We start from the raw sequence: 17,628 nt of genomic DNA, 5'->3' as shown, positions 1-17,628 counted from the left end.
GTGGTAAATTGGGTGGCAATCGTTAGTAAAGGAAATGACGGAGGTGTTACATTCTTATCTTCGCAATCCATTTTGGGTTATGATGTTAATACATAACTTTAATCATTATTATGTAGGTGTAAAAACGTGGAATGGCCATTTTGAAATAAGGAGATTGTCAATATGAAGAGCAGTAATAGATCGAATATCCAAGTAGGACAAACAGTGGATATTGTATTGAAAATAGATCAATCAACTGGCAAGTTAACTCAAGGTATTGTTAAAGATATTTTAACAAAATCAGCTTCACACCCTCATGGCATCAAAGTTCGTCTACAGGATGGTCAGGTAGGGAGAGTTAAGAGAGTATACTAGGGGCTAAACCCTATATTTCTGATTTAAATAGAACGGAATATGATCCTCAAAATATGAAGTCCTACATTATCTTAAGTTTGCAATAGTTTTATTGATTTTAAAAGACATTACCCTATAGGTAGACTTTCTCTAAAGGTCTACTCTATAGGACATTTTTTATATATGGGATTTTTACTTAAGGGTAAAATTTATGCCTTTGACGAAGTGATTACTCCAACATTTGCAATTGCTTGTACCACCATTTTTCTCATTTCGTTTTTAGATATTCCTTCCATGCCGTAATGCCACCTTCCAAGACAGTAACATTGTAGTTGCGCTCAGATAAAACGTTCGCACATTTTGTGGCGGAATTTCCAGTTGTGCATGTCACGATGATTTCTTTGTCTTTTGGTAAGGATTCATTATCCAGATCTTCAGCCTTCTCAAGATTGAAGATTTCTTCTTTATGTATATTGTAACTATCGACATTGGGGCCATCTATATGAAAGTCATGATACTTTTCCTCAGCTCTTACGTCTAAAAGGATTACCTTTTCGTGCGCACTCATTTTTTGAAATAATTCCTCGGGTGTAGTCAGCTTAATATTCATGTTACCATCCTCCTTAAGAATAACTTCCAGGAATAGTTAAAACTAAACCTGTCCCGTTTTCATTTTTCTCTATATCCAATGTTAAGATATCGGTGCCTGTTACGCTAGGATCAAACGCCACTTGAATCCCTTTTATCGTTTGAATGCGGTCAAATTCATGTGGTTCATCTATTGCTAAAGCAATTTGGGGTCCAGCACTGGCACTTGGAGCGGTATATAAACGAATTCCTACTACCCCCGATTTTTCCAATAATTGCTTTGCATCATCAGTTATGTACATTATTTTCTCCTCCCAAAACATCTACAATACAACATTTATCCGTTTTATGGGTTCCAAGCATGTATCTCAATCAGTTTGCGTGTAGTTAATGACTTTCCATTAGCCTCAAGGATTTCCGGAATCCAGTCGCGGACAAATTTGTTATAGATAGGTGTTTGTATTTTATTTTATCAAAGATGGATTGTATTGGTTATAATCATGCCATGGAAGGAAGAAATATATTGAAGTTGCCCAATTTCAATATAAATCCAAATTCACGAAATCCTCCGAGTATCCTATTATGACTTCAATTTCCTCTGGAATATATTCTGTTTCAAGGAAGTAAGCAGTAATCCTTGCATGACCTTCCAACACAACAATCCTTGCTTTTTCATTGGCAGATATAAAAATCATTTTTGGGAAGGTATACCCCTGCTTAATGTCTAAATGTATATCTTTGAAACCATCATTACTCACGCCAAAGACTTCAACGCCATTTTGGATATTCTTGGCTGCATTCATTGGAAGTCTGGAGTTACCTGAGAGTTCATTCCAATAACTATAATTAATATACATAACAGAACAAAGGTCCTTACGGGAAAATATTGCTTTATGCCAAATGACTTCGGGAGGGAAGTCTTCAAAAAGTTCAGTGTTATTACCGTAGCCTCTTACTTTTCCAAGTAACAATTTCCTAAATTGATTTTGAGCAGCATCTGTTATATCTGGGTTAGTAATGATCTCAGGTTCAGCGCCTCCAAGAGCATTTTTAATTTTATCTCCGAATCTTCTTGAGTTGATTTCTGCTTTCAAAAACTCAGCTATGACCTCGTCTTCAGAAATTCGCTGTAACAACCTCATATTAATCCCACCTTCAATCTATACGTAATTCACCTAAAAATAGGTATATCACCAGAAATAAAAATGCAGATAGTATGCCTTATTATAGTTAACTGACCAAAAGAAAAACTCTAGGGCGTTCTAACCAAAATTAACATCTAGAAACAGACTAGCGACAACAGATCTGTTGTTGCTAGTCGCCCTATTAGGTGAATCCCATTTATATGCATATCCTCATTCTCCACTACCATCAAACCGATGCTCCGCCAATATCACCACAATTTGATTTTGGATTTCAGACATCGACCCTCTGATAAAATTATTCATCATGATTGAAAAAACAAGTTTTTCATCATCTTCTGTTGTGACGTATCCAGACAGAGTACTTACCCCGTTTAACGATCCCGTTTTTGCGTGCACTTTTCCGTTGGCTGCGCTCTCAGCCATTCGATAGCCTAGAGTTCCGCTTCCGAAGCGACCATATTCTCCGACCGCTGGCTGAGATTTTTCGAAAATTGGAAACCAATCTTTTTCTTGGATTTCATATAACATCCTCGTCAGTTCATTAGGCGGAATCAAATTACTATGAGATAAGCCTGATCCATCTTCAATTTTCACATTATTCCGGTTTACACCGAATTTTGCAATGGTTTCACCGACTACTTTCAGGCCAACATCCCAACTGCCTTCTCCGTAAATCACTTTCCCCATTTCTTTTACAAGTGTTTCACCGTGGATATTATTGCTTAATTTCAAAAAAGGTAATAATAACTCTTCCAATGTCATTGATTTTTTGGAAGTTAATATTTGCGCGCCTTCAGGTGTTTCGTCCACCTTCATATTGACGGAATCACTTAATTTAATCCCTTGTTCTTCTAACGACTTTTTAAAAACATCCAGTGCATAGCCAGTCGGCTCCCATACGGAAAGGATTTCCCCAGCGCTTTTTCCTTCAAGAGGAATCGTTCCTTCAATGATGATTTGGTTTGTACCATGTATCCGATCAACAGTCAGCGTATTCGTTTCTCCCGTATTTCCGGTCTTCGCTTTATTAATGATTTCCATATAATCGGTTTCTGGTTTCAAAATCACATTTGGACTTGCACCATTCTTATCCCCAGGCGCTATTTCGATAAGGATTGTTCCTGCATCAAAATCATCGTTCGGCGATAAGGTAAGTGCTGATATTTGCGCACCGTAATAATTATTTTCGTTCGACACATTCAACCCATATGAATGGCGCACATCGTCATACCACCGATCATCTCCAATTAAATCACCATTGATTTGATCGATACCTTTACTTTTTAGCTCACGGGCAAACTGATCGAAGTCTGACTTTCTTAAGGTCGGATCCCCTTTTCCTTTTAAATATACATTTCCATCCAGCACCCGATTCTTTACTTTTCCATCGGTTAATACTTCTGTTTTGAATTGATACCCAGGCCCAAGTGTTTCCAATGCAACCGCCGCTGTTATCATTTTCAAATTAGAAGCCGGCCGTAAACGTATATCACCTAAATTGGAATAAATCAGTTCTCCATCACTTGCTTTTCTAATACTAACTCCCGTGACTGCCCCTTCAAGACGAGGATCTTGTAAAATCTTTTCGATTTTCTTTGATAGCGGTATGGACTCTTTCACTTCTTCAGGCAAAACAACCGCAGTAATCGCCAATCTTTTCTCACTCAATGTGATTAACCGTAATGCAGGTAACTTATTTGCGACTACCGGGGTGTTTGATTTTGCCATGGATTGAGTTCCGGGCATTAAAAGTAGAACAGCAATTAAGATGCTAATTTTCATAGCGATTTTAGAAAAATATCCTTCCATATTGAACCCCTGTTTATATGTATTTTTTTATGAGATATCTTTTTATAAGGCTCTCTTTTCCAAAAGTTTGTTGCTATTTGATGTAAATCTAAAAATGAGAAATGGATTTTGTCCATGGAATTGATATTAAAATGGGAAAAGTGCTATCAGCTTAATAAGAACCGCTAAACTTCCTTATTCGGCGTAAAAACCGGCTCTTGGGCTTTTACAAATCACAAACTTTAAGAAAATAGCCTTTTATAAGTATAATACCAAAGTCTGCAAGAAATTACTTATCTTCATCTAAATTTTCTGAATTTAATCCGCATCAAATAATGGTATTAGAAAAGCTCCCGTCTCTATCTAGAGTCAGGAGCTTCAACTACTCAAGCTAAAATTTGATCTATTTTTTCAATAACATCCGCTGTAAGTTCTAACTTCGCGCCTTCAACATTTGCTTCAATTTGTTCTGGACGGCTTGCTCCTACAAGTGCGCTTGCAACGTTCGGCTGTCTCAATACCCATGCGAGGGCTAAGGCAGGCAGGGTTGTGTCGATTTCTTTTGCGATTGCTGCTAATTTTTCAACTTTAGTAAAATTGGTTTTGCTAAAATAATTTGTGACAGAAGAATTGATTTCATCATTAGCAGCACGGCTATCTTCTGGAACATTTCCACTCTTATACTTTCCAGTCAACATTCCTTGACCGAGCGGTGAGTAGACAACTTGGGAAATACCGTATTTTTCAGAAACAGGAATGACTTCCTTTTCGATATTGCGACTTAACATATTATATAGTGGCTGATTCACAACGATGCGATCGAGTAAATATTTATCCGCGATTCCAACTGCTTCTTCAATTTGGGCTGCACTCCACTCACTGACTCCTGCATAAAGGATTTTTCCTTGGCGAATGAGGTCGTCAATGACGCGCAATGTTTCATCAACAGGAGTTTCTTGATCGTATCTGTGGCAATAAAAGACATCGACATAATCTAAATTTAACCGTTTGAGGCTGTTATGTACTTGCTCGAAGATGTGTTTACGGGAAAGACCGCGGTCATTAGGTCCATCTCCCATTGCTCCAAACGCTTTCGTCGTGATTACGTAAGATTCACGCGGATACTCCTTCAGAGCCTTACCCATAACCTTTTCAGCTTCACCACGCTCATACACGTTGGCGGAATCAAAAAAGTTTATTCCTAGTTCATACGCTTTATGGATTGTCTTTTCGGCCGTATTATCCTCAACCGATTTACCATAGGTGAGCCAACTGCCTAAACTGATTTCGCTTACTTTTAATCCTGAACGTCCTAATCTGCGATATTTCATTTCGTTAACTCCCTTCATATTTCTGAATATTTTGTATCTATCATTAAACAAAACATAATTTCTGTCAACTAATCACTCTTACAATCTACGAATTTAAATCTATCTAAGAGAGGAGTGTTTTGTGTATGATTCGTTATTCAATAAGGCGTGCTGGTATGATAAAAGCAGAAAAAAGAGACTGTCCAAAAGTTCACACTTGGACAGCCTCTTATTATGGAACAATAACGAACCCAAAACCTGCCTAAAATGACATTAATTACGTCAACATTCAGGGCGTGCCTCTCACTCCTCGGATGTAGTCGTATATTGGGAAGCTTTTATTTAGTTATTTATTAAAGCTATAATTCCTTCTTCATCGTCTAACTTGAGCTCGATTCCGGCGAATGGGTCTTCGTTCATAAATTCATCAAGCCATAACCGGAGAGCTTCGATTAAGTTTGCTGTGATGAGCACTTGCTTTCGGCCGTCTACAAAAGCTTCCGCAGAAAAGCCGTAATCGTCGTCATACATCAGTTCCACTTCAACCTCTTCAGGCTTGACTTGCTTTTTACGAGAAACATAAACGCATATGGAGTTGATAATATCTTGCTCAGAAATGATTAACCTCTCCATGGATTAATATCCTCTTTTTTCTTTTTTTCATTGAAAAAGACGAAAATTTTACGAATGACTGAGATTAAAATCATAATGGCCGCAATATTGATGATAAATCCGAGAATTGAACCTAATGCCCCCATGTTTGCAAATAGACCACCAAATAAAAGTCCAGCTAGTCCACCAATCATAAGGCCTTTCATAAGACCACCTGACATCAAACCGCCTTTGTTATTGGTAGTTGTCGTAGATTTATTATTTGTTGTATCCGATTCTTGCTTTTTCTTCTGGACATTCGAATTGTTGTTGACCTTACTATTATTCATATTAAAACTTTTCTTACCTGACTTGTAACCTCTTGCCTCGACAGTTGTTGAATGATCTTGGAAAACGAAGCTTCCAACAGGTGATAATAGAAGCACTGTCGATAGTAAAGCTGCTAGTAGTTTTTTCAATTACAATTCCCTCCGTGTGTGTATCATAGATGAGTGAGTATCTTCACTTTGCCATCCATAATTATACGATGTAAAGCATTTTAAGTTTCACTTTTTATGCGACTAATTTCTTACAATTTCTAAGATGACAATTTAGCTATATACGCTGCAGCTTCGACAAGCGTCTGCACCACTCGGTTTTTGTCGAATGGTTGGGTTTTATGAGACGTAGTAGCAAATGTTAGAAAGAAACCTAATTTAATACGGAAAGCTGCATACGGCAGTCTTATTATAGATTTTATGAAAGAGAAAATTATAGAGAGAAACTAATTAGATTAAGTTCCATTGGATTGATTCTATTTAATGAAGATAAAACTAAATTTGCAAAAGCATACCCCTTATCATATAAAAATAAAGTCTTACATTTGATTGTTATTTTTAGTAACAGGTGTATGTGTAGTCTTTTTTAATTTAAAATAAGAATTATAGCCTGATGTTTAGCCTTTTTGGCTTATAAAAATACTTTGTAACTTCAAAAAATTATAAATAAACATTCACAATATGCGCTTTAAGATTAATGAATTTTGTTTTGTTTCTATTGATAATACTTGAATGATTAATGATTGTTTGCACATATAGTAACTAAAAAAGAGAACGTGAAGTTGAGGTAATGTTGTATGGATGAAGAGTTAATTAAAAAAGCTGATACAACTTATCGAATGGCTGAGAAGAAGGCTGCTGATTATTTCAAATCGCTTTCTGTGCAGCTCAAGAATAAGACTTTTACTGAGATAACAAAAGATATACAAAGTTGGAAACAGAATCATATTCAGCATCATTCGTTATTATCTCTTTTTTATCGGAAAAAAGGAAAACCCGATGATCAGGAATATCACGATTATATTCAGTGGCTAGATTACACAGGCAAATTAGATGATTATCTAGATCGAAGCATCTCATATATTTTCATGCGAGATTTGGGAAAATCCCTGAATTCTCCTGATACAGAGGATAGGATTAAGCGTGTAGTTATCAATTTGAAAAAACAGCTAACTCATTCGGCCACTACAGACGGTGGGAAAACTGAGATGTACAGCATGGCATGGTTGTACCGGATGGCCCAGGAGGAAGATGTTGAATCAACCATGATCTGGCTGATCGGCAAACTTAAGACTGTTTCATCTTATATTCCAAAGGGGATGGATGCTGACGAAGCCAAGCGCAAACTTATTAAAATCATAGCTGGAGTTGTTATCCATCAGGTTGAAGAGATGGGGGATGAGATATCAGCTGAAGAACGTACACAGAAGCTAGATGAAGCTATCAGGCTAGGCTATTCCTATGGCCTGACATATCCCTTTATTGATGACATTTTGGATTCAGAAGTCTTATCAGATAGTGAGAAAAAACAATATTCCGAGTTGATACGCACAACCCTTATTACCGGAACTGTTCCAGAATTAGAAGGATGGACTGGAAACAACAAAGATTTGATCCGATATATTCATTCGGAACTGAGTAACGCCTACAATTATATTAAGGCACATCTCCGAACAAAGACCACAGATAGTTTTTTCGAGCAATCCTATGTGTTTTTTCATTCACAGGAAGTGGACCGCATTAAGGATCTTTCCAATGCCAATTATACGAATGAGGATCTTTATATACCGATTATTTTAAAATCAGCTTCTTCGCGATTGATTGTCCGTTCAGTTATCAGTGCGTCAGAAGATGAGGATATTGACAGCAATACTTTCTTTTATGGCATATACAACCAGCTAGCTGACGATTTTGCGGATATGTTTGATGACCTAGAGGCTGGCGCGGTTACGCCATATACGTATTATATAAAATATCATGATAAGCGTAAGGATCTTATAAACCCTTTTGAATTATACTGGACGGTCATCTTCAATTTGATTCATAACGTATATCACTCAGATACCAAAGTTTCTGAGGTAATTCTGGATCGCGCGATAAATGGTTTGAAACGCTTTAAAGAAAGAATGGGAGACAAGAGATACAACGAAGTAATGGGGTTATTTGCACCGGGAAATCTGAAATTTAATAAACTCATACAAAATATGGTTCGAAAAGCGAATAACGTAGATTTCTTTGATAAATTGCTTCGCGACCATATGATTACCAATTTTAACAATGAACGGAAGGAACGAGAAGACTTTTTAGATACGATTGAAATGGTACGCAATCAGATCAATAACATCTTACATATCCCCAAAGTCAATCTTCAATCTTTTATGAAAGAGCCAATCACGGATGCTGCAAATTACAGTCTTGAGGGCGATGGAAAGCGAATCCGAGCAATCATGACTTGGCTTATGGGCGTCAACGAATATGGATTAGATAAGGAAGCAATCATACCACTTCTAAAATCATTGGAATATATGCATACTGCCTCATTGATCTTTGATGATCTTCCATCTCAGGATAATGCACCAATTCGAAGGGGGCGTCCAACTCTACATCAGGTGTATAATACGGCGATAGCAGAATTAACCGGTCTGTATCTGACCCAAAAGGCAGTTGAGGAACAAGCATCCCTTGTACAGTTTGATGCAAATACGGTTCTTCACTTGATTCAATATTCTGCTAGAATGACAGCGGATATGTGTAAAGGCCAAGCGATGGACTTGGATTCCAAGGGAAAACAACTGACACTTGAACAGTTAAATACGATTAGCTTTTATAAAACAGGGATAGCCTTCGAAGCATCCCTCGTCATGCCTGCAATTCTAGCAGGTAAACAGGAATTAGAAATGACTGCTTTAAAAAAGTTTGCCTATCATGCCGGCATTGCTTTTCAGATTAAGGATGACTTGCTTGATGCAGAAGGGGATGAGGCATTACTCGGAAAGCCAACTGGAAAAGATGTCGAAAACAACAATTCAACTTTTGTATCCATCCTTGGCGCTGAAGGTGCTCGAAAAGCGATGTGGGAACATTACTGTCTTGCAATGGAAGTACTAAAAGAGGTACAACATCATACGAACTATTTGAAACATTTATTGAATTATATTGTTAACCGAGACAACTAGACTAATGTCATTCCACTGACCGTACAACTGATAAAAATTTGAGCCCCTTGTTTATCATACAAGAGGCTCTATTTATTTACTAATCAGCTAGAATATTTGGCAAATGAGGAAGGAGTTAAATAGTAGAAAGAGAATAACATTTAGTGACAGTTATTCAAAATGGGGGTGTGCTTTATGGGATTGAACAAAGCGTCTCAATGTTTACTTGTTTCAGATGTGAAAAAGTCTCAAGACTATTATAGAGACCAACTTGGCTTTAAGATTGATGGCCAGTTTGTTGAACGGGATGGAGTAAGTTTTTTAATTAAAAAGGCAGATAATAAAGAAGTTATTCGTCCAAACCATACCGTAAATGGATTTATGGACGCATACATTTGGGTAGATGATGTCGATACAGTGTATGAAGACTTTATGGCAAGAGGAGCCATTTTTGAGGCGGAACCGGTGAATCAGTCATATGGTATGCGAGAAGTTCTTGTCTACGATATTGATGGGTATCGTTTCTGTATTGGGGGACCTTTGAAATAAATATGCAATCTGGGAACATTGATATGAAAGGTTTTATTAACTAACCAGAGGCGGGATAATCAAGAAATATTCCCTCGATTTTAGCTGTGCTGATTACTATCTAGCAGGTTGGGTGAATCTAGGAAAATAGAAGTGGATTTATGTTATTTACGTAAACCTACTAATTTTAGCAGATCTTTTTATGCCAGAAACGGGCGCAAATCCTTATTACGGATTTGCGCCCTTTATTGAAGAGATTATTAATCGAGTGCTTTCATCATTCAACCGTACAGCTCTTTTCACTAAGTCCAGTTCTATACGATTGTGGAAGATAGTTTCAACTTATTGATAGATACAGAATACCCCTTATGTATTAAATCAATTCCTTTATTCCAATAGTAAACTCATAAATAAAATAACCTGCAAAACCTATTAACGCCAGCCCAGCAATAATAGAAAATGCCTTTATCATCGTACGACTCATTATTTTTCTAGAATAAGCCAAAAAAGTTAACAGACCAATATCATGAAGTAAAATACCCGTTAATACTCCCACTGCAATAATTAAAAACTGTGTTGGTTCTGCAGTATCATATGAGTTGGTTAATACTGTGCCAAAAACGCTCAACCAAAAAACAATATTACCGGGGGAAAGTGCAACAAGAAACCCGTTTCGATAAGAGGAAGTAAATGACTTATTGGGCTTCTCCCCTGATAGGGTAATATCTTTATCAGCATTTTTAATGGAATCATAACCTATTAAAATTAAAAATACTGCCCCAACCAACCACATAGGTACCTGAATAAACGGAATTTGGAGAATCGAAGCCAACCCTAAATACAGAGCAATGATTAAAATTAAATCAATTGTCATTCCACCTAGGCCCACAGCCCAACCGTGCATAAAACCGTTTTTCAGCCCTTGTTTCGACATTTCAACCGTGATGGCACCCACTGGCATTGCAATAGCTAATCCTGCTAAAACATATGTGAAGAATAAGTCCATAAAAATCCCCTTGTTTCTATAAATATAAATAACTAATATATCTTAGCATACTTTTAGAGGGAAAATATGTATCATCTAGTAGCAATAAATCAGGTATTTATGATAACAACTTTCATCTTCTAGCGAAATCCTATTATTCAAATTGAAATTTGTGAATTTTTCAAAAGAGTATTGTCATTTATTATAAAATGCTCAATAATCAAAAGGATTGAGTGAATACTCATCTCAATTATTATTGATAAGGGGGATGACAATTTGAAGTTACGAGTTTCAGCTGTTCAGTATCATTTGCATACGATTCAATCGTTTGAGGAGTTTGCGAAGCAATGTGAGCATTATATTAAAACGGCGCAAGAATTTGGATCGGAGTTTATTTTGTTTCCCGAATTTTTTACGACGCAGCTATTGTCGATTGGAAATGGAGAAGGGGAGAGTTTATCAATTGATGAGCTTCCTAGCTTCACAGAACAATATAAAAGTTTATTTACGAAATTTGCTAAAGAAACGAATATGCATATTATTGCTGGGACGCATGTGATTAAGAAGAATGATCGTTTATACAATGTGGCCCATTTATTTTATCCGGATGGCCGAATTGCCGAGCAGGCTAAATTGCACATAACACCTACAGAGGTTGAAGAATGGAATATGTCAGCTGGCGATGGGCTTGAAGTGTTTGATACAGACAAAGGTAGAATTGCTGTGTTGACGTGCTATGATATTGAATTTCCGGAAATCGTCAGAATGGCGAAAGCGAAGGGGGCGGACGTTATTTTTTGCCCATCTTGTACAGATGATCGTCATGGATTCCATCGTGTTCGCTACACGAGCCATGCACGTGCCATTGAGAATCAAGTGTATGTTGTCTTGACGGGTACAGTAGGTTCTCTGCCAACTGTCGATTTCATGAGAGGGAATTTTGGACAGGCAGCTGTCATTACTCCAAATGATGTTCCATTTCCTCCGCAAGGGATTATGGTACAAGGTGAAATTAATGACGATATGATTGTGACTGCAGATCTCGATTTATCGTTATTATATGAAGTTCGCGAAAGAGGTTCAGTGACAACTTGGCGTGATCGTCGTGTCGACTTATACCCAGATTGGGAAAAGAGCGAGTAGAGGGATGACAATGGCTTATCGGAGCGAATTCTATGCTTTTGATCAAGAAAAAATAGTCCCTATTGTGATTCGGAATTACACAAAAGAAGATTTTGATGAGCTTATTCAAATTCAGGCAGAATGTTTTCCGCCGCCTTTTCCATCTGAATTATGGTGGAATAAAGAGCAATTGACGAATCATGTTACATTGTTTCCTGAAGGTGCTTTATGTGTGGAAGTGGGTGGTGAATTAGCAGGATCCATAACAGGAGTTTGCGTACTTTTTGACCCTGCTTATCCATCGCATACATGGGAAGACATAACGGATAATGGCTATATTCGCAATCATAATAGACAAGGAAATACGCTATATATTGTGGATATTAGTGTAAGGCCAAAGTTTCGGAAACTCGGACTTGGAAAATGCATGATGCAGTCGATGTATCAAGTTGTGATTCAGCTTCGTCTTGACCGTTTGCTTGGCGGTGGAAGAATGCCGGGATATCACAAAGTGGCAGATCATTTAACACCAAATCAATATATAGATGCCGTCATAAAAGGAGAAATGAAGGACCCTGTTATTTCCTTCCTTTTGAAATGCGGCAGGACACCCGTGTCCATTATCGGAGATTACTTAGAGGATGAAGAATCCCTTCATCATGCTGTTTTAATGGAATGGAAGAATCCGTTTAAGTAGAGAGAGGAGAATAGAGTTCATGGAATATAGAAGAATTACGAGTATTGAAGACCCTTTGTTTGTAAAAATGCACAATTTAATGAAAGAGGTTTTTCCTCCTGAAGAAGTCCTAGAATTTTCATTATGGAAAGAGCCTTTAGAAGACCCTGGAATTAGAGTGTTTGTTGCTGTTCTCGACGATGAAGTTGTCGGGACTACAGAATATCGCTACTATCCTGATTGGAATATCGCCATGACCGACTTCACAATTATTGGACGTCCTGGCTTAAGCCTTGGTCGATTTTTAGCACGAAATCGTGAAAAGGATCTTCAAGCATTGGCTAAAGAAAATGGAAAAGAGCTATTCGGTATGTTTGCAGAAATTTATGATCCATATCAGCTTGAAGACCATGACTTTGGCGGTGTGAAACCAATGAATCCATTTGTACGCCGTGAAGTTTTATCCCATCTTGGTTACAAACGTTTAGATTTATCTTATGTTCATCCATCTTGGGAAAATAACGGGGAAGCTGTAAGGGGACTGGATTTTTGCTTCATGCCAACGGATGAGAATGTATCCGAAATTTCAGCAGGGCTCGTTGCCGACTTTTTAACAACCTATTACTCCGTCTTATCTAACAAGCCTCACGAATGGGTGCAAATGGTGGAAGATATTAAAAATAGAGAAACGATTTCTTTGTTGCCTTTATAAAGATGGAAGTCGCTGTTTACAATGTACAGCGGCTTTTTTGTGCTAAGACAGCACTTCCTCCATATAAGAGAATGCATTTCAATATTGGAACGTATTCTCTTACTTGTTTGTGTTTTTTTTTAGTAATATAACTAGTTGTTGTTTTAATATATCATTCAGTCGTTAGTGGTTTGTTAGTAATTGAACGAATACGTGGTATTGCACGCAACATTGCCCAACGCATTAGGGAATTTTTAAATGTGAATCGCTTCATCATCGCCTTCGCTGCTTCAACTTCACGGAATGCATACTTGCTCATCTCCTCTTGGTAGGAGCCAATTGCTTTCTCAAGTGATTCGCTTTGATTCACTGTTGCTTCAAGCTTTTCAGCAAGAAGAGCTGCATCGCGTAAAGCTGTGTTACCTCCATGTGATCCAGTAGGAGGCATGACGTGTACAGCATCTCCCATAAATGTTGTTCGGGAGACTGACCATGTACTTGGCTTTCTTGCCGCTCTAAATTTTACTGCCATAGTGTAATCAACGTCAGCTTGCTTCACAAGACGTTGTAGCACTGGATGAAAGTCTTTCGTAATCTCCCGGGCAAAATTTAGCAACATCTCGGAACTAAGTTTTCCTTGAGGCTCTGGAAATTCCTCCTTCGGCAAGACAAGCCCCCACATCACATAATCATAAGTAATTGGAGGTATTTGATTCACTCCGAAACGGGAAAAAGCTATTTGCGGCGCCTCACTGAAGCGCATTGTAGTAAAGAAAAATCCCAGATTCGATGGACCCATTGCATATACTCCACTAGTTTTCAGTGAACTAGGAACTAGTGAGTCTTCGTTTTGAACAAGGAGCGTGCGACCATAGATACCCCAACTGTTTATATCATCCGGTTCACAATCAGGTAAAAACTGCTTACGAAGGACTGAGTTTACGCCATCAGCACCCACTACGAGCGAAGAATGGACATTACTTCCATCTATGAAATAAAGCGTTGCTCCATCAGATGTCGTTTCAACACGAACTGCCTCTTTACCAAAATGAACCCTATCTTGAAGCCCTTCCAGCATAATGGTGCGTAGTGTTTGGCGATCTATTTGCCTTGGTGTCTTTAAATCGGTACCACTAGGATCTCCTTTAAAAGTAAGTCTGAATATCTCGCCAAGCTCCTGATTAGTTACCCGAAAGTAACTAGTCTCATCAATAGGTGAAGTAGTGGAAAGAAACAGCTTAAATAATTGAGGAGGCAGAGATCGCTGAAGTGCTGCGATGCCGTATTCATCAATAGTGATCCGATACCCCTGGCGACGAACATGTGGCGCCAAGTCACGTTCATAAACTTGCACATCAAATCCAGCACGAAGTAATGAATGAGCCAGGCACAAGCCGCTTAATCCAGCACCACAGATTGCTACTGAAATCGTTGACATCTTTGAACATCTCCCTTTTTTGTTCTTTGATTTTCAACTAATTTTTGATAAAATGATAATGCATCTAAATTATTTTATCTCGCGAGATAAGATAATAATAAATGGAGGATATATAAATGTCAATAAATCAAATCATAAATAATCTTACAGAAGAATTACGAAATAACAGTACAGCTACGATTATGTTTCACCAATCGATTGGTACGAAGTTAGGATTAAATCCTACGGATCACAAATGTTTAGATGTAATATTGAAGAACCAACCTATTACTGCTGGTCGTCTTTCCGAGTTAACCGGATTAACAACAGGAGCTATCACTGGAGTATTAGATAGGTTAGAGAAAGTGGGATACATTATTAGAGTGAAAGATCCGCAAGACAAAAGACGTGTTATCATTCACTTAAATCAAGAAAAGGCAGAAAAAGATATTTTACCCCTCTTCCAAACATTTGGTAAGGAATTGAATCAATTGTTATCGAGTTATGATGAAAAAGAGCTTCAAACCATTCTCAATTTTATTAAACAAAGTAATTGTTTGTTAAAAGATTTTACGGACAAAAATGCTTAAATGATACGGTGACTATCGTCATTATTTCAGCCTCAAGAATTGGTGCAATGGAAGAAGATATTAAAAATAAAGAAACAATTCAATTACTGCCTTTATAATGATTGATGAGCCACTGTTTACAATGTACAGCGGCTTTTTATTTTTACATTGGTGAATCATCAGGGTGAAGGTAGGTGTGTAAAGAAGTTCAAGGAAAAAGTAGAAGGGAGGGGATAATGAGATTCAACACGTCAGTAAATTGTATTGGTAACAGACCCATAGTTTAACCATTTGAAAGCTTAACTGGCTAGCAATTGCTTTAGACTTCTAGAAAAATTCAGAACCCCTAATCAGTTCTTCAAACAATTCTTCCTTATCTCCCTCCAAGTATTCCCACTACAAGATTCATAAGAATAAACAAATATTTTTGTCATTAAGTAGACAATATAAAAAAGCTGCTACACATTTGTAGTAAAGCACAAAGGTTGCTGTATATTGCCTCAGCATTATTCACTAATAATTTTAAAAACAAATGAATATTCCAGACAAAAAGCCACACACTAATCAATGGAAATACTTCCTTGTTAAGGAGAAAATTATGAAAATCAATATGATAAGGAGTGCTATTATGGGAATTTTAAGTGGAAATCCGCAAGATGAACCAATGCACTATGGTGAAGTATTTGGTGTCTGGAGTTATTTACTTGCTGCAAAAGGTCATCTTGTTGGATATCAAATTATGTTAAATCACACTGGTGACAGCGATTTAAAAAGCCTCATAGAGGACTCTATTCAGGGATTAAAACAAGAAATTAATCAAACCGAAGAATTATTAAAAGCTAATGGTGTTGTTCCTCCACCTGCACCTCCTGAGCGACCACAAGCAGATCTTGAAAGTATCCCAGCAGGGGCAAGATTTATGGACCCAGAGATTAGCGCAGCATTATCTATGGACATCGCAGCTGGTCTAGTTGTTTGTAGTCAATTAATGGGACAGAGCATTCGTGAGGATATTGGAATGATGTTTGGACAATTTCACACAGCAAAGGCTCTATTGGGTGGAAAGTTTTTGAAATTGAATAAGGAAAAAGGGTGGTTAATTCCTCCTCCTTTACACCTTAATAACCCTGAAGAAAAATAATACAATAGTTTGTTTATAGATAAAATCCCCTATTTTTTGAAGCGTCCAAGTGACGCTTTTTTATTTTGCACTTTTTGTCTATTTTGCTTTTTCGTAATACTTCCTTATTTATATTTCATAAATAGATGTATTATCCTTTTTTACTCATTAACCGGCCAGTTCGTAGAATAGGAAAAAGAGTCGCCACAGCAACTCTTATTAGAATTAAGAAAACAAGGATAATGAAACAGCCTTGTTAGTGAAATTAATATGTGTTTATTGTCTAATTATTTATCCGTTTATATCATTACTTGTTTTTTCAAATCAGTGTTCATTTGAACGAGTTCGATGCATTGTATTAGCTGGAATCGTAAATATTTCACCTGGTTGTACTCTTATATCTTTTTCTGAGACAAAAGGTAAATATGATACCTACTATAAGAAAGAAAATTATAACAGACACTGTAAAAGAATTAGGACTTTCGGTTGCAGTTATCCAAGTAGGTGGAGAATCTGGAATCCAATAATTAAGTTGATTATTGTCATATTGACTATCTCTATAAACAATCGCCCATGTTTGATAAACCTTCGACCACATAAACCCAAGAACAAAACTAATAAAAATTCCTAATGAGTAGTCTATAAAGGCAGAAAACAACTTATGACCCTCATTAGCCACATGAACACTTTCTTTCTTCTCCAAACATTTCTCTCCCGTCTTATTTAAATAACCTTAAACATAAACAAGTAGCCTCTACTACAGCTCCTTGTTTCGCTTAAGCACCAGTTCTTTCACCAAGTTAAGAATATTTACAACGCGTTATTTCTCCCATAGCTCAATCAGTCTACCATCAGGATCTTCAATCCAAATAAACTTACCATATTCACTAATCTCTTTTTCTTTTGCAAGAGGTACACCAATTTTTTCAAGATGCTCAATAGTCTCGTTAAGATTATCAACTTGAAAATTTAACATCACTTGCTGTTCTGTGGGGAAATAACTGTCATCTTCAGTAAAGAAAGAAAAGATCGTTTCATTTCCTGATTGAGGTTTAATAATAGTCCCATTCCAATTTTCAATCTCAATCTTTAACACATTACTGTACCATTTTCTTGTTGCATCTAGATTTTTAGTCCTCCAAAATATTCCCCCGAAACCTTTTATCATCGTAACAAACTCCCTCACTTCTCTAATTACTAACTTTTCAATTACACTAGATATTCAAGAAATATAGAACAAATTCCTTCTTAACCTCAACCCTTTAGTTGAAA

Annotated in this window: 18 protein-coding genes; 8 read left to right on the top strand and 10 right to left on the bottom strand. The window is 37.2% G+C overall.

Translation table 11 applies throughout. From position 1 onward, the window contains the following. Positions 1 to 162 precede the first annotated feature (162 nt). Complete coding sequence (locus MT489_RS07290; protein WP_244680872.1) at positions 163 to 354, top strand: YwbE family protein; 192 nt, start codon at positions 163 to 165, stop codon at positions 352 to 354. Between the two features lie 247 nt (positions 355 to 601). On the opposite strand, the gene MT489_RS07285 is transcribed toward MT489_RS07290, so the two are convergent. The 7 genes from MT489_RS07285 to MT489_RS07255 form a co-directional block, all read right to left on the bottom strand. Then, positions 602 to 943 carry a rhodanese-like domain-containing protein gene (locus MT489_RS07285; protein ID WP_244680871.1) on the bottom strand — a complete coding sequence of 114 codons (342 nt, stop codon included), beginning with the start codon at positions 941 to 943 and terminating at the stop codon, positions 602 to 604. A gap of 13 nt (positions 944 to 956) precedes the next feature. Continuing rightward, on the bottom strand, positions 957 to 1,223 hold the full coding sequence (locus tag MT489_RS07280; RefSeq protein ID WP_244680870.1) for an adhesin: 267 nt from the start codon (positions 1,221 to 1,223) through the stop codon (positions 957 to 959). A 237-nt stretch (positions 1,224 to 1,460) separates the two neighbouring features. Then, positions 1,461 to 2,063, bottom strand: coding sequence for a hypothetical protein (locus MT489_RS07275; protein WP_244680869.1), 603 nt, complete (start codon positions 2,061 to 2,063; stop codon positions 1,461 to 1,463). Between the two features lie 213 nt (positions 2,064 to 2,276). After that, positions 2,277 to 3,875, bottom strand: a complete 1,599-nt coding sequence (gene dacB / locus MT489_RS07270) for a D-alanyl-D-alanine carboxypeptidase/D-alanyl-D-alanine endopeptidase (RefSeq protein WP_244680868.1) — start codon at positions 3,873 to 3,875, stop codon at positions 2,277 to 2,279. 365 nt (positions 3,876 to 4,240) lie between these two features. Continuing rightward, entirely contained in the window at positions 4,241 to 5,185 is a 945-nt protein-coding gene (locus MT489_RS07265) for an aldo/keto reductase family protein (RefSeq protein ID WP_244680867.1), read from the bottom strand. A 321-nt stretch (positions 5,186 to 5,506) separates the two neighbouring features. Then, the gene (locus tag MT489_RS07260; protein WP_244680866.1) at positions 5,507 to 5,797 is read right to left on the bottom strand and encodes a YxcD family protein; all 291 of its coding nucleotides are present in this window, start codon (positions 5,795 to 5,797) and stop codon (positions 5,507 to 5,509) included. After that, a complete protein-coding gene (locus MT489_RS07255) occupies positions 5,785 to 6,234 on the bottom strand; it encodes a hypothetical protein (RefSeq protein ID WP_244680865.1) in 450 nt (149 codons plus the stop codon). The genes MT489_RS07260 and MT489_RS07255 overlap by 13 nt, the downstream gene beginning before the upstream one ends. A gap of 656 nt (positions 6,235 to 6,890) precedes the next feature. Between MT489_RS07255 and MT489_RS07250 the strand changes: the two genes are divergently transcribed. Further along, on the top strand, positions 6,891 to 9,269 hold the full coding sequence (locus MT489_RS07250; protein WP_244680864.1) for a polyprenyl synthetase family protein: 2,379 nt from the start codon (positions 6,891 to 6,893) through the stop codon (positions 9,267 to 9,269). Between the two features lie 174 nt (positions 9,270 to 9,443). Continuing rightward, the gene (locus MT489_RS07245) at positions 9,444 to 9,797 is read left to right on the top strand and encodes a VOC family protein (RefSeq protein WP_244680863.1); all 354 of its coding nucleotides are present in this window, start codon (positions 9,444 to 9,446) and stop codon (positions 9,795 to 9,797) included. A gap of 352 nt (positions 9,798 to 10,149) precedes the next feature. Here MT489_RS07245 and MT489_RS07240 read toward each other — a convergent pair whose 3' ends face one another. Then, positions 10,150 to 10,782, bottom strand: a complete 633-nt coding sequence (locus MT489_RS07240; protein ID WP_244680862.1) for a LysE family translocator — start codon at positions 10,780 to 10,782, stop codon at positions 10,150 to 10,152. A gap of 255 nt (positions 10,783 to 11,037) precedes the next feature. Here MT489_RS07240 and MT489_RS07235 point away from each other — a divergent pair, with 255 nt between their 5' ends. From MT489_RS07235 to MT489_RS07225, 3 genes are read left to right on the top strand one after another with little or no spacing between them, the layout of a single operon-like run. Then, the gene (locus MT489_RS07235; protein WP_244680861.1) at positions 11,038 to 11,904 is read left to right on the top strand and encodes a carbon-nitrogen hydrolase family protein; all 867 of its coding nucleotides are present in this window, start codon (positions 11,038 to 11,040) and stop codon (positions 11,902 to 11,904) included. A gap of 10 nt (positions 11,905 to 11,914) precedes the next feature. After that, on the top strand, positions 11,915 to 12,580 hold the full coding sequence (locus MT489_RS07230; protein ID WP_244680860.1) for a GNAT family N-acetyltransferase: 666 nt from the start codon (positions 11,915 to 11,917) through the stop codon (positions 12,578 to 12,580). 19 nt (positions 12,581 to 12,599) lie between these two features. Continuing rightward, on the top strand, positions 12,600 to 13,271 hold the full coding sequence (locus MT489_RS07225; protein ID WP_244680859.1) for a GNAT family N-acetyltransferase: 672 nt from the start codon (positions 12,600 to 12,602) through the stop codon (positions 13,269 to 13,271). A gap of 151 nt (positions 13,272 to 13,422) precedes the next feature. Here the strand turns inward: MT489_RS07225 and MT489_RS07220 are convergent, their stop codons facing one another. Then, entirely contained in the window at positions 13,423 to 14,688 is a 1,266-nt protein-coding gene (locus MT489_RS07220) for an FAD-dependent oxidoreductase (RefSeq protein WP_244680858.1), read from the bottom strand. A 116-nt stretch (positions 14,689 to 14,804) separates the two neighbouring features. Here MT489_RS07220 and MT489_RS07215 point away from each other — a divergent pair, with 116 nt between their 5' ends. Both MT489_RS07215 and MT489_RS07210 read left to right on the top strand, forming a co-directional pair. Next, positions 14,805 to 15,257 (top strand): MarR family winged helix-turn-helix transcriptional regulator, encoded by a 453-nt coding sequence (locus tag MT489_RS07215; protein ID WP_244680857.1) that lies wholly within the window; start codon positions 14,805 to 14,807, stop codon positions 15,255 to 15,257. 607 nt (positions 15,258 to 15,864) lie between these two features. Next, the gene (locus tag MT489_RS07210) at positions 15,865 to 16,377 is read left to right on the top strand and encodes a DUF3231 family protein (RefSeq protein WP_244681008.1); all 513 of its coding nucleotides are present in this window, start codon (positions 15,865 to 15,867) and stop codon (positions 16,375 to 16,377) included. A 799-nt stretch (positions 16,378 to 17,176) separates the two neighbouring features. Here MT489_RS07210 and MT489_RS07205 read toward each other — a convergent pair. Beyond that, positions 17,177 to 17,524: a VOC family protein gene (locus MT489_RS07205; protein WP_244680856.1), complete on the bottom strand. Its 348-nt coding sequence runs from the start codon at positions 17,522 to 17,524 to the stop codon at positions 17,177 to 17,179. Between the last annotated feature and the right edge of the window lie 104 nt (positions 17,525 to 17,628).

This window comes from Lederbergia wuyishanensis, from assembly GCF_022900255.1.
GTDB classification, from domain to species: Bacteria; Bacillota; Bacilli; order Bacillales; family Bacillaceae_C; genus Lederbergia; species Lederbergia wuyishanensis.
The sequence above is the reverse complement of the archived record's forward strand: the minus strand, read 5'-3'. Positions and strand labels throughout refer to the sequence as shown.

Excerpts from the sequence above, each read along its gene's own strand:
- MT489_RS07290 (WP_244680872.1), top strand. The coding sequence starts at position 163 with ATGAAGAGCAGTAATAGATCGAATATCCAAGTAGGACAAACAGTGGAT.
- MT489_RS07285 (WP_244680871.1), bottom strand. The coding sequence starts at position 943 with ATGAATATTAAGCTGACTACACCCGAGGAATTATTTCAAAAAATGAGT.
- MT489_RS07280 (WP_244680870.1), bottom strand. The coding sequence starts at position 1,223 with ATGTACATAACTGATGATGCAAAGCAATTATTGGAAAAATCGGGGGTA.
- MT489_RS07275 (WP_244680869.1), bottom strand. The coding sequence starts at position 2,063 with ATGAGGTTGTTACAGCGAATTTCTGAAGACGAGGTCATAGCTGAGTTT.
- dacB (WP_244680868.1), bottom strand. The coding sequence starts at position 3,875 with ATGGAAGGATATTTTTCTAAAATCGCTATGAAAATTAGCATCTTAATT.
- MT489_RS07265 (WP_244680867.1), bottom strand. The coding sequence starts at position 5,185 with ATGAAATATCGCAGATTAGGACGTTCAGGATTAAAAGTAAGCGAAATC.
- MT489_RS07260 (WP_244680866.1), bottom strand. The coding sequence starts at position 5,797 with ATGGAGAGGTTAATCATTTCTGAGCAAGATATTATCAACTCCATATGC.
- MT489_RS07250 (WP_244680864.1), top strand. The coding sequence starts at position 6,891 with ATGGATGAAGAGTTAATTAAAAAAGCTGATACAACTTATCGAATGGCT.
- MT489_RS07245 (WP_244680863.1), top strand. The coding sequence starts at position 9,444 with ATGGGATTGAACAAAGCGTCTCAATGTTTACTTGTTTCAGATGTGAAA.
- MT489_RS07240 (WP_244680862.1), bottom strand. The coding sequence starts at position 10,782 with ATGGACTTATTCTTCACATATGTTTTAGCAGGATTAGCTATTGCAATG.
- MT489_RS07230 (WP_244680860.1), top strand. The coding sequence starts at position 11,915 with ATGGCTTATCGGAGCGAATTCTATGCTTTTGATCAAGAAAAAATAGTC.
- MT489_RS07225 (WP_244680859.1), top strand. The coding sequence starts at position 12,600 with ATGGAATATAGAAGAATTACGAGTATTGAAGACCCTTTGTTTGTAAAA.
- MT489_RS07220 (WP_244680858.1), bottom strand. The coding sequence starts at position 14,688 with ATGTCAACGATTTCAGTAGCAATCTGTGGTGCTGGATTAAGCGGCTTG.
- MT489_RS07215 (WP_244680857.1), top strand. The coding sequence starts at position 14,805 with ATGTCAATAAATCAAATCATAAATAATCTTACAGAAGAATTACGAAAT.
- MT489_RS07210 (WP_244681008.1), top strand. The coding sequence starts at position 15,865 with ATGGGAATTTTAAGTGGAAATCCGCAAGATGAACCAATGCACTATGGT.
- MT489_RS07205 (WP_244680856.1), bottom strand. The coding sequence starts at position 17,524 with ATGATAAAAGGTTTCGGGGGAATATTTTGGAGGACTAAAAATCTAGAT.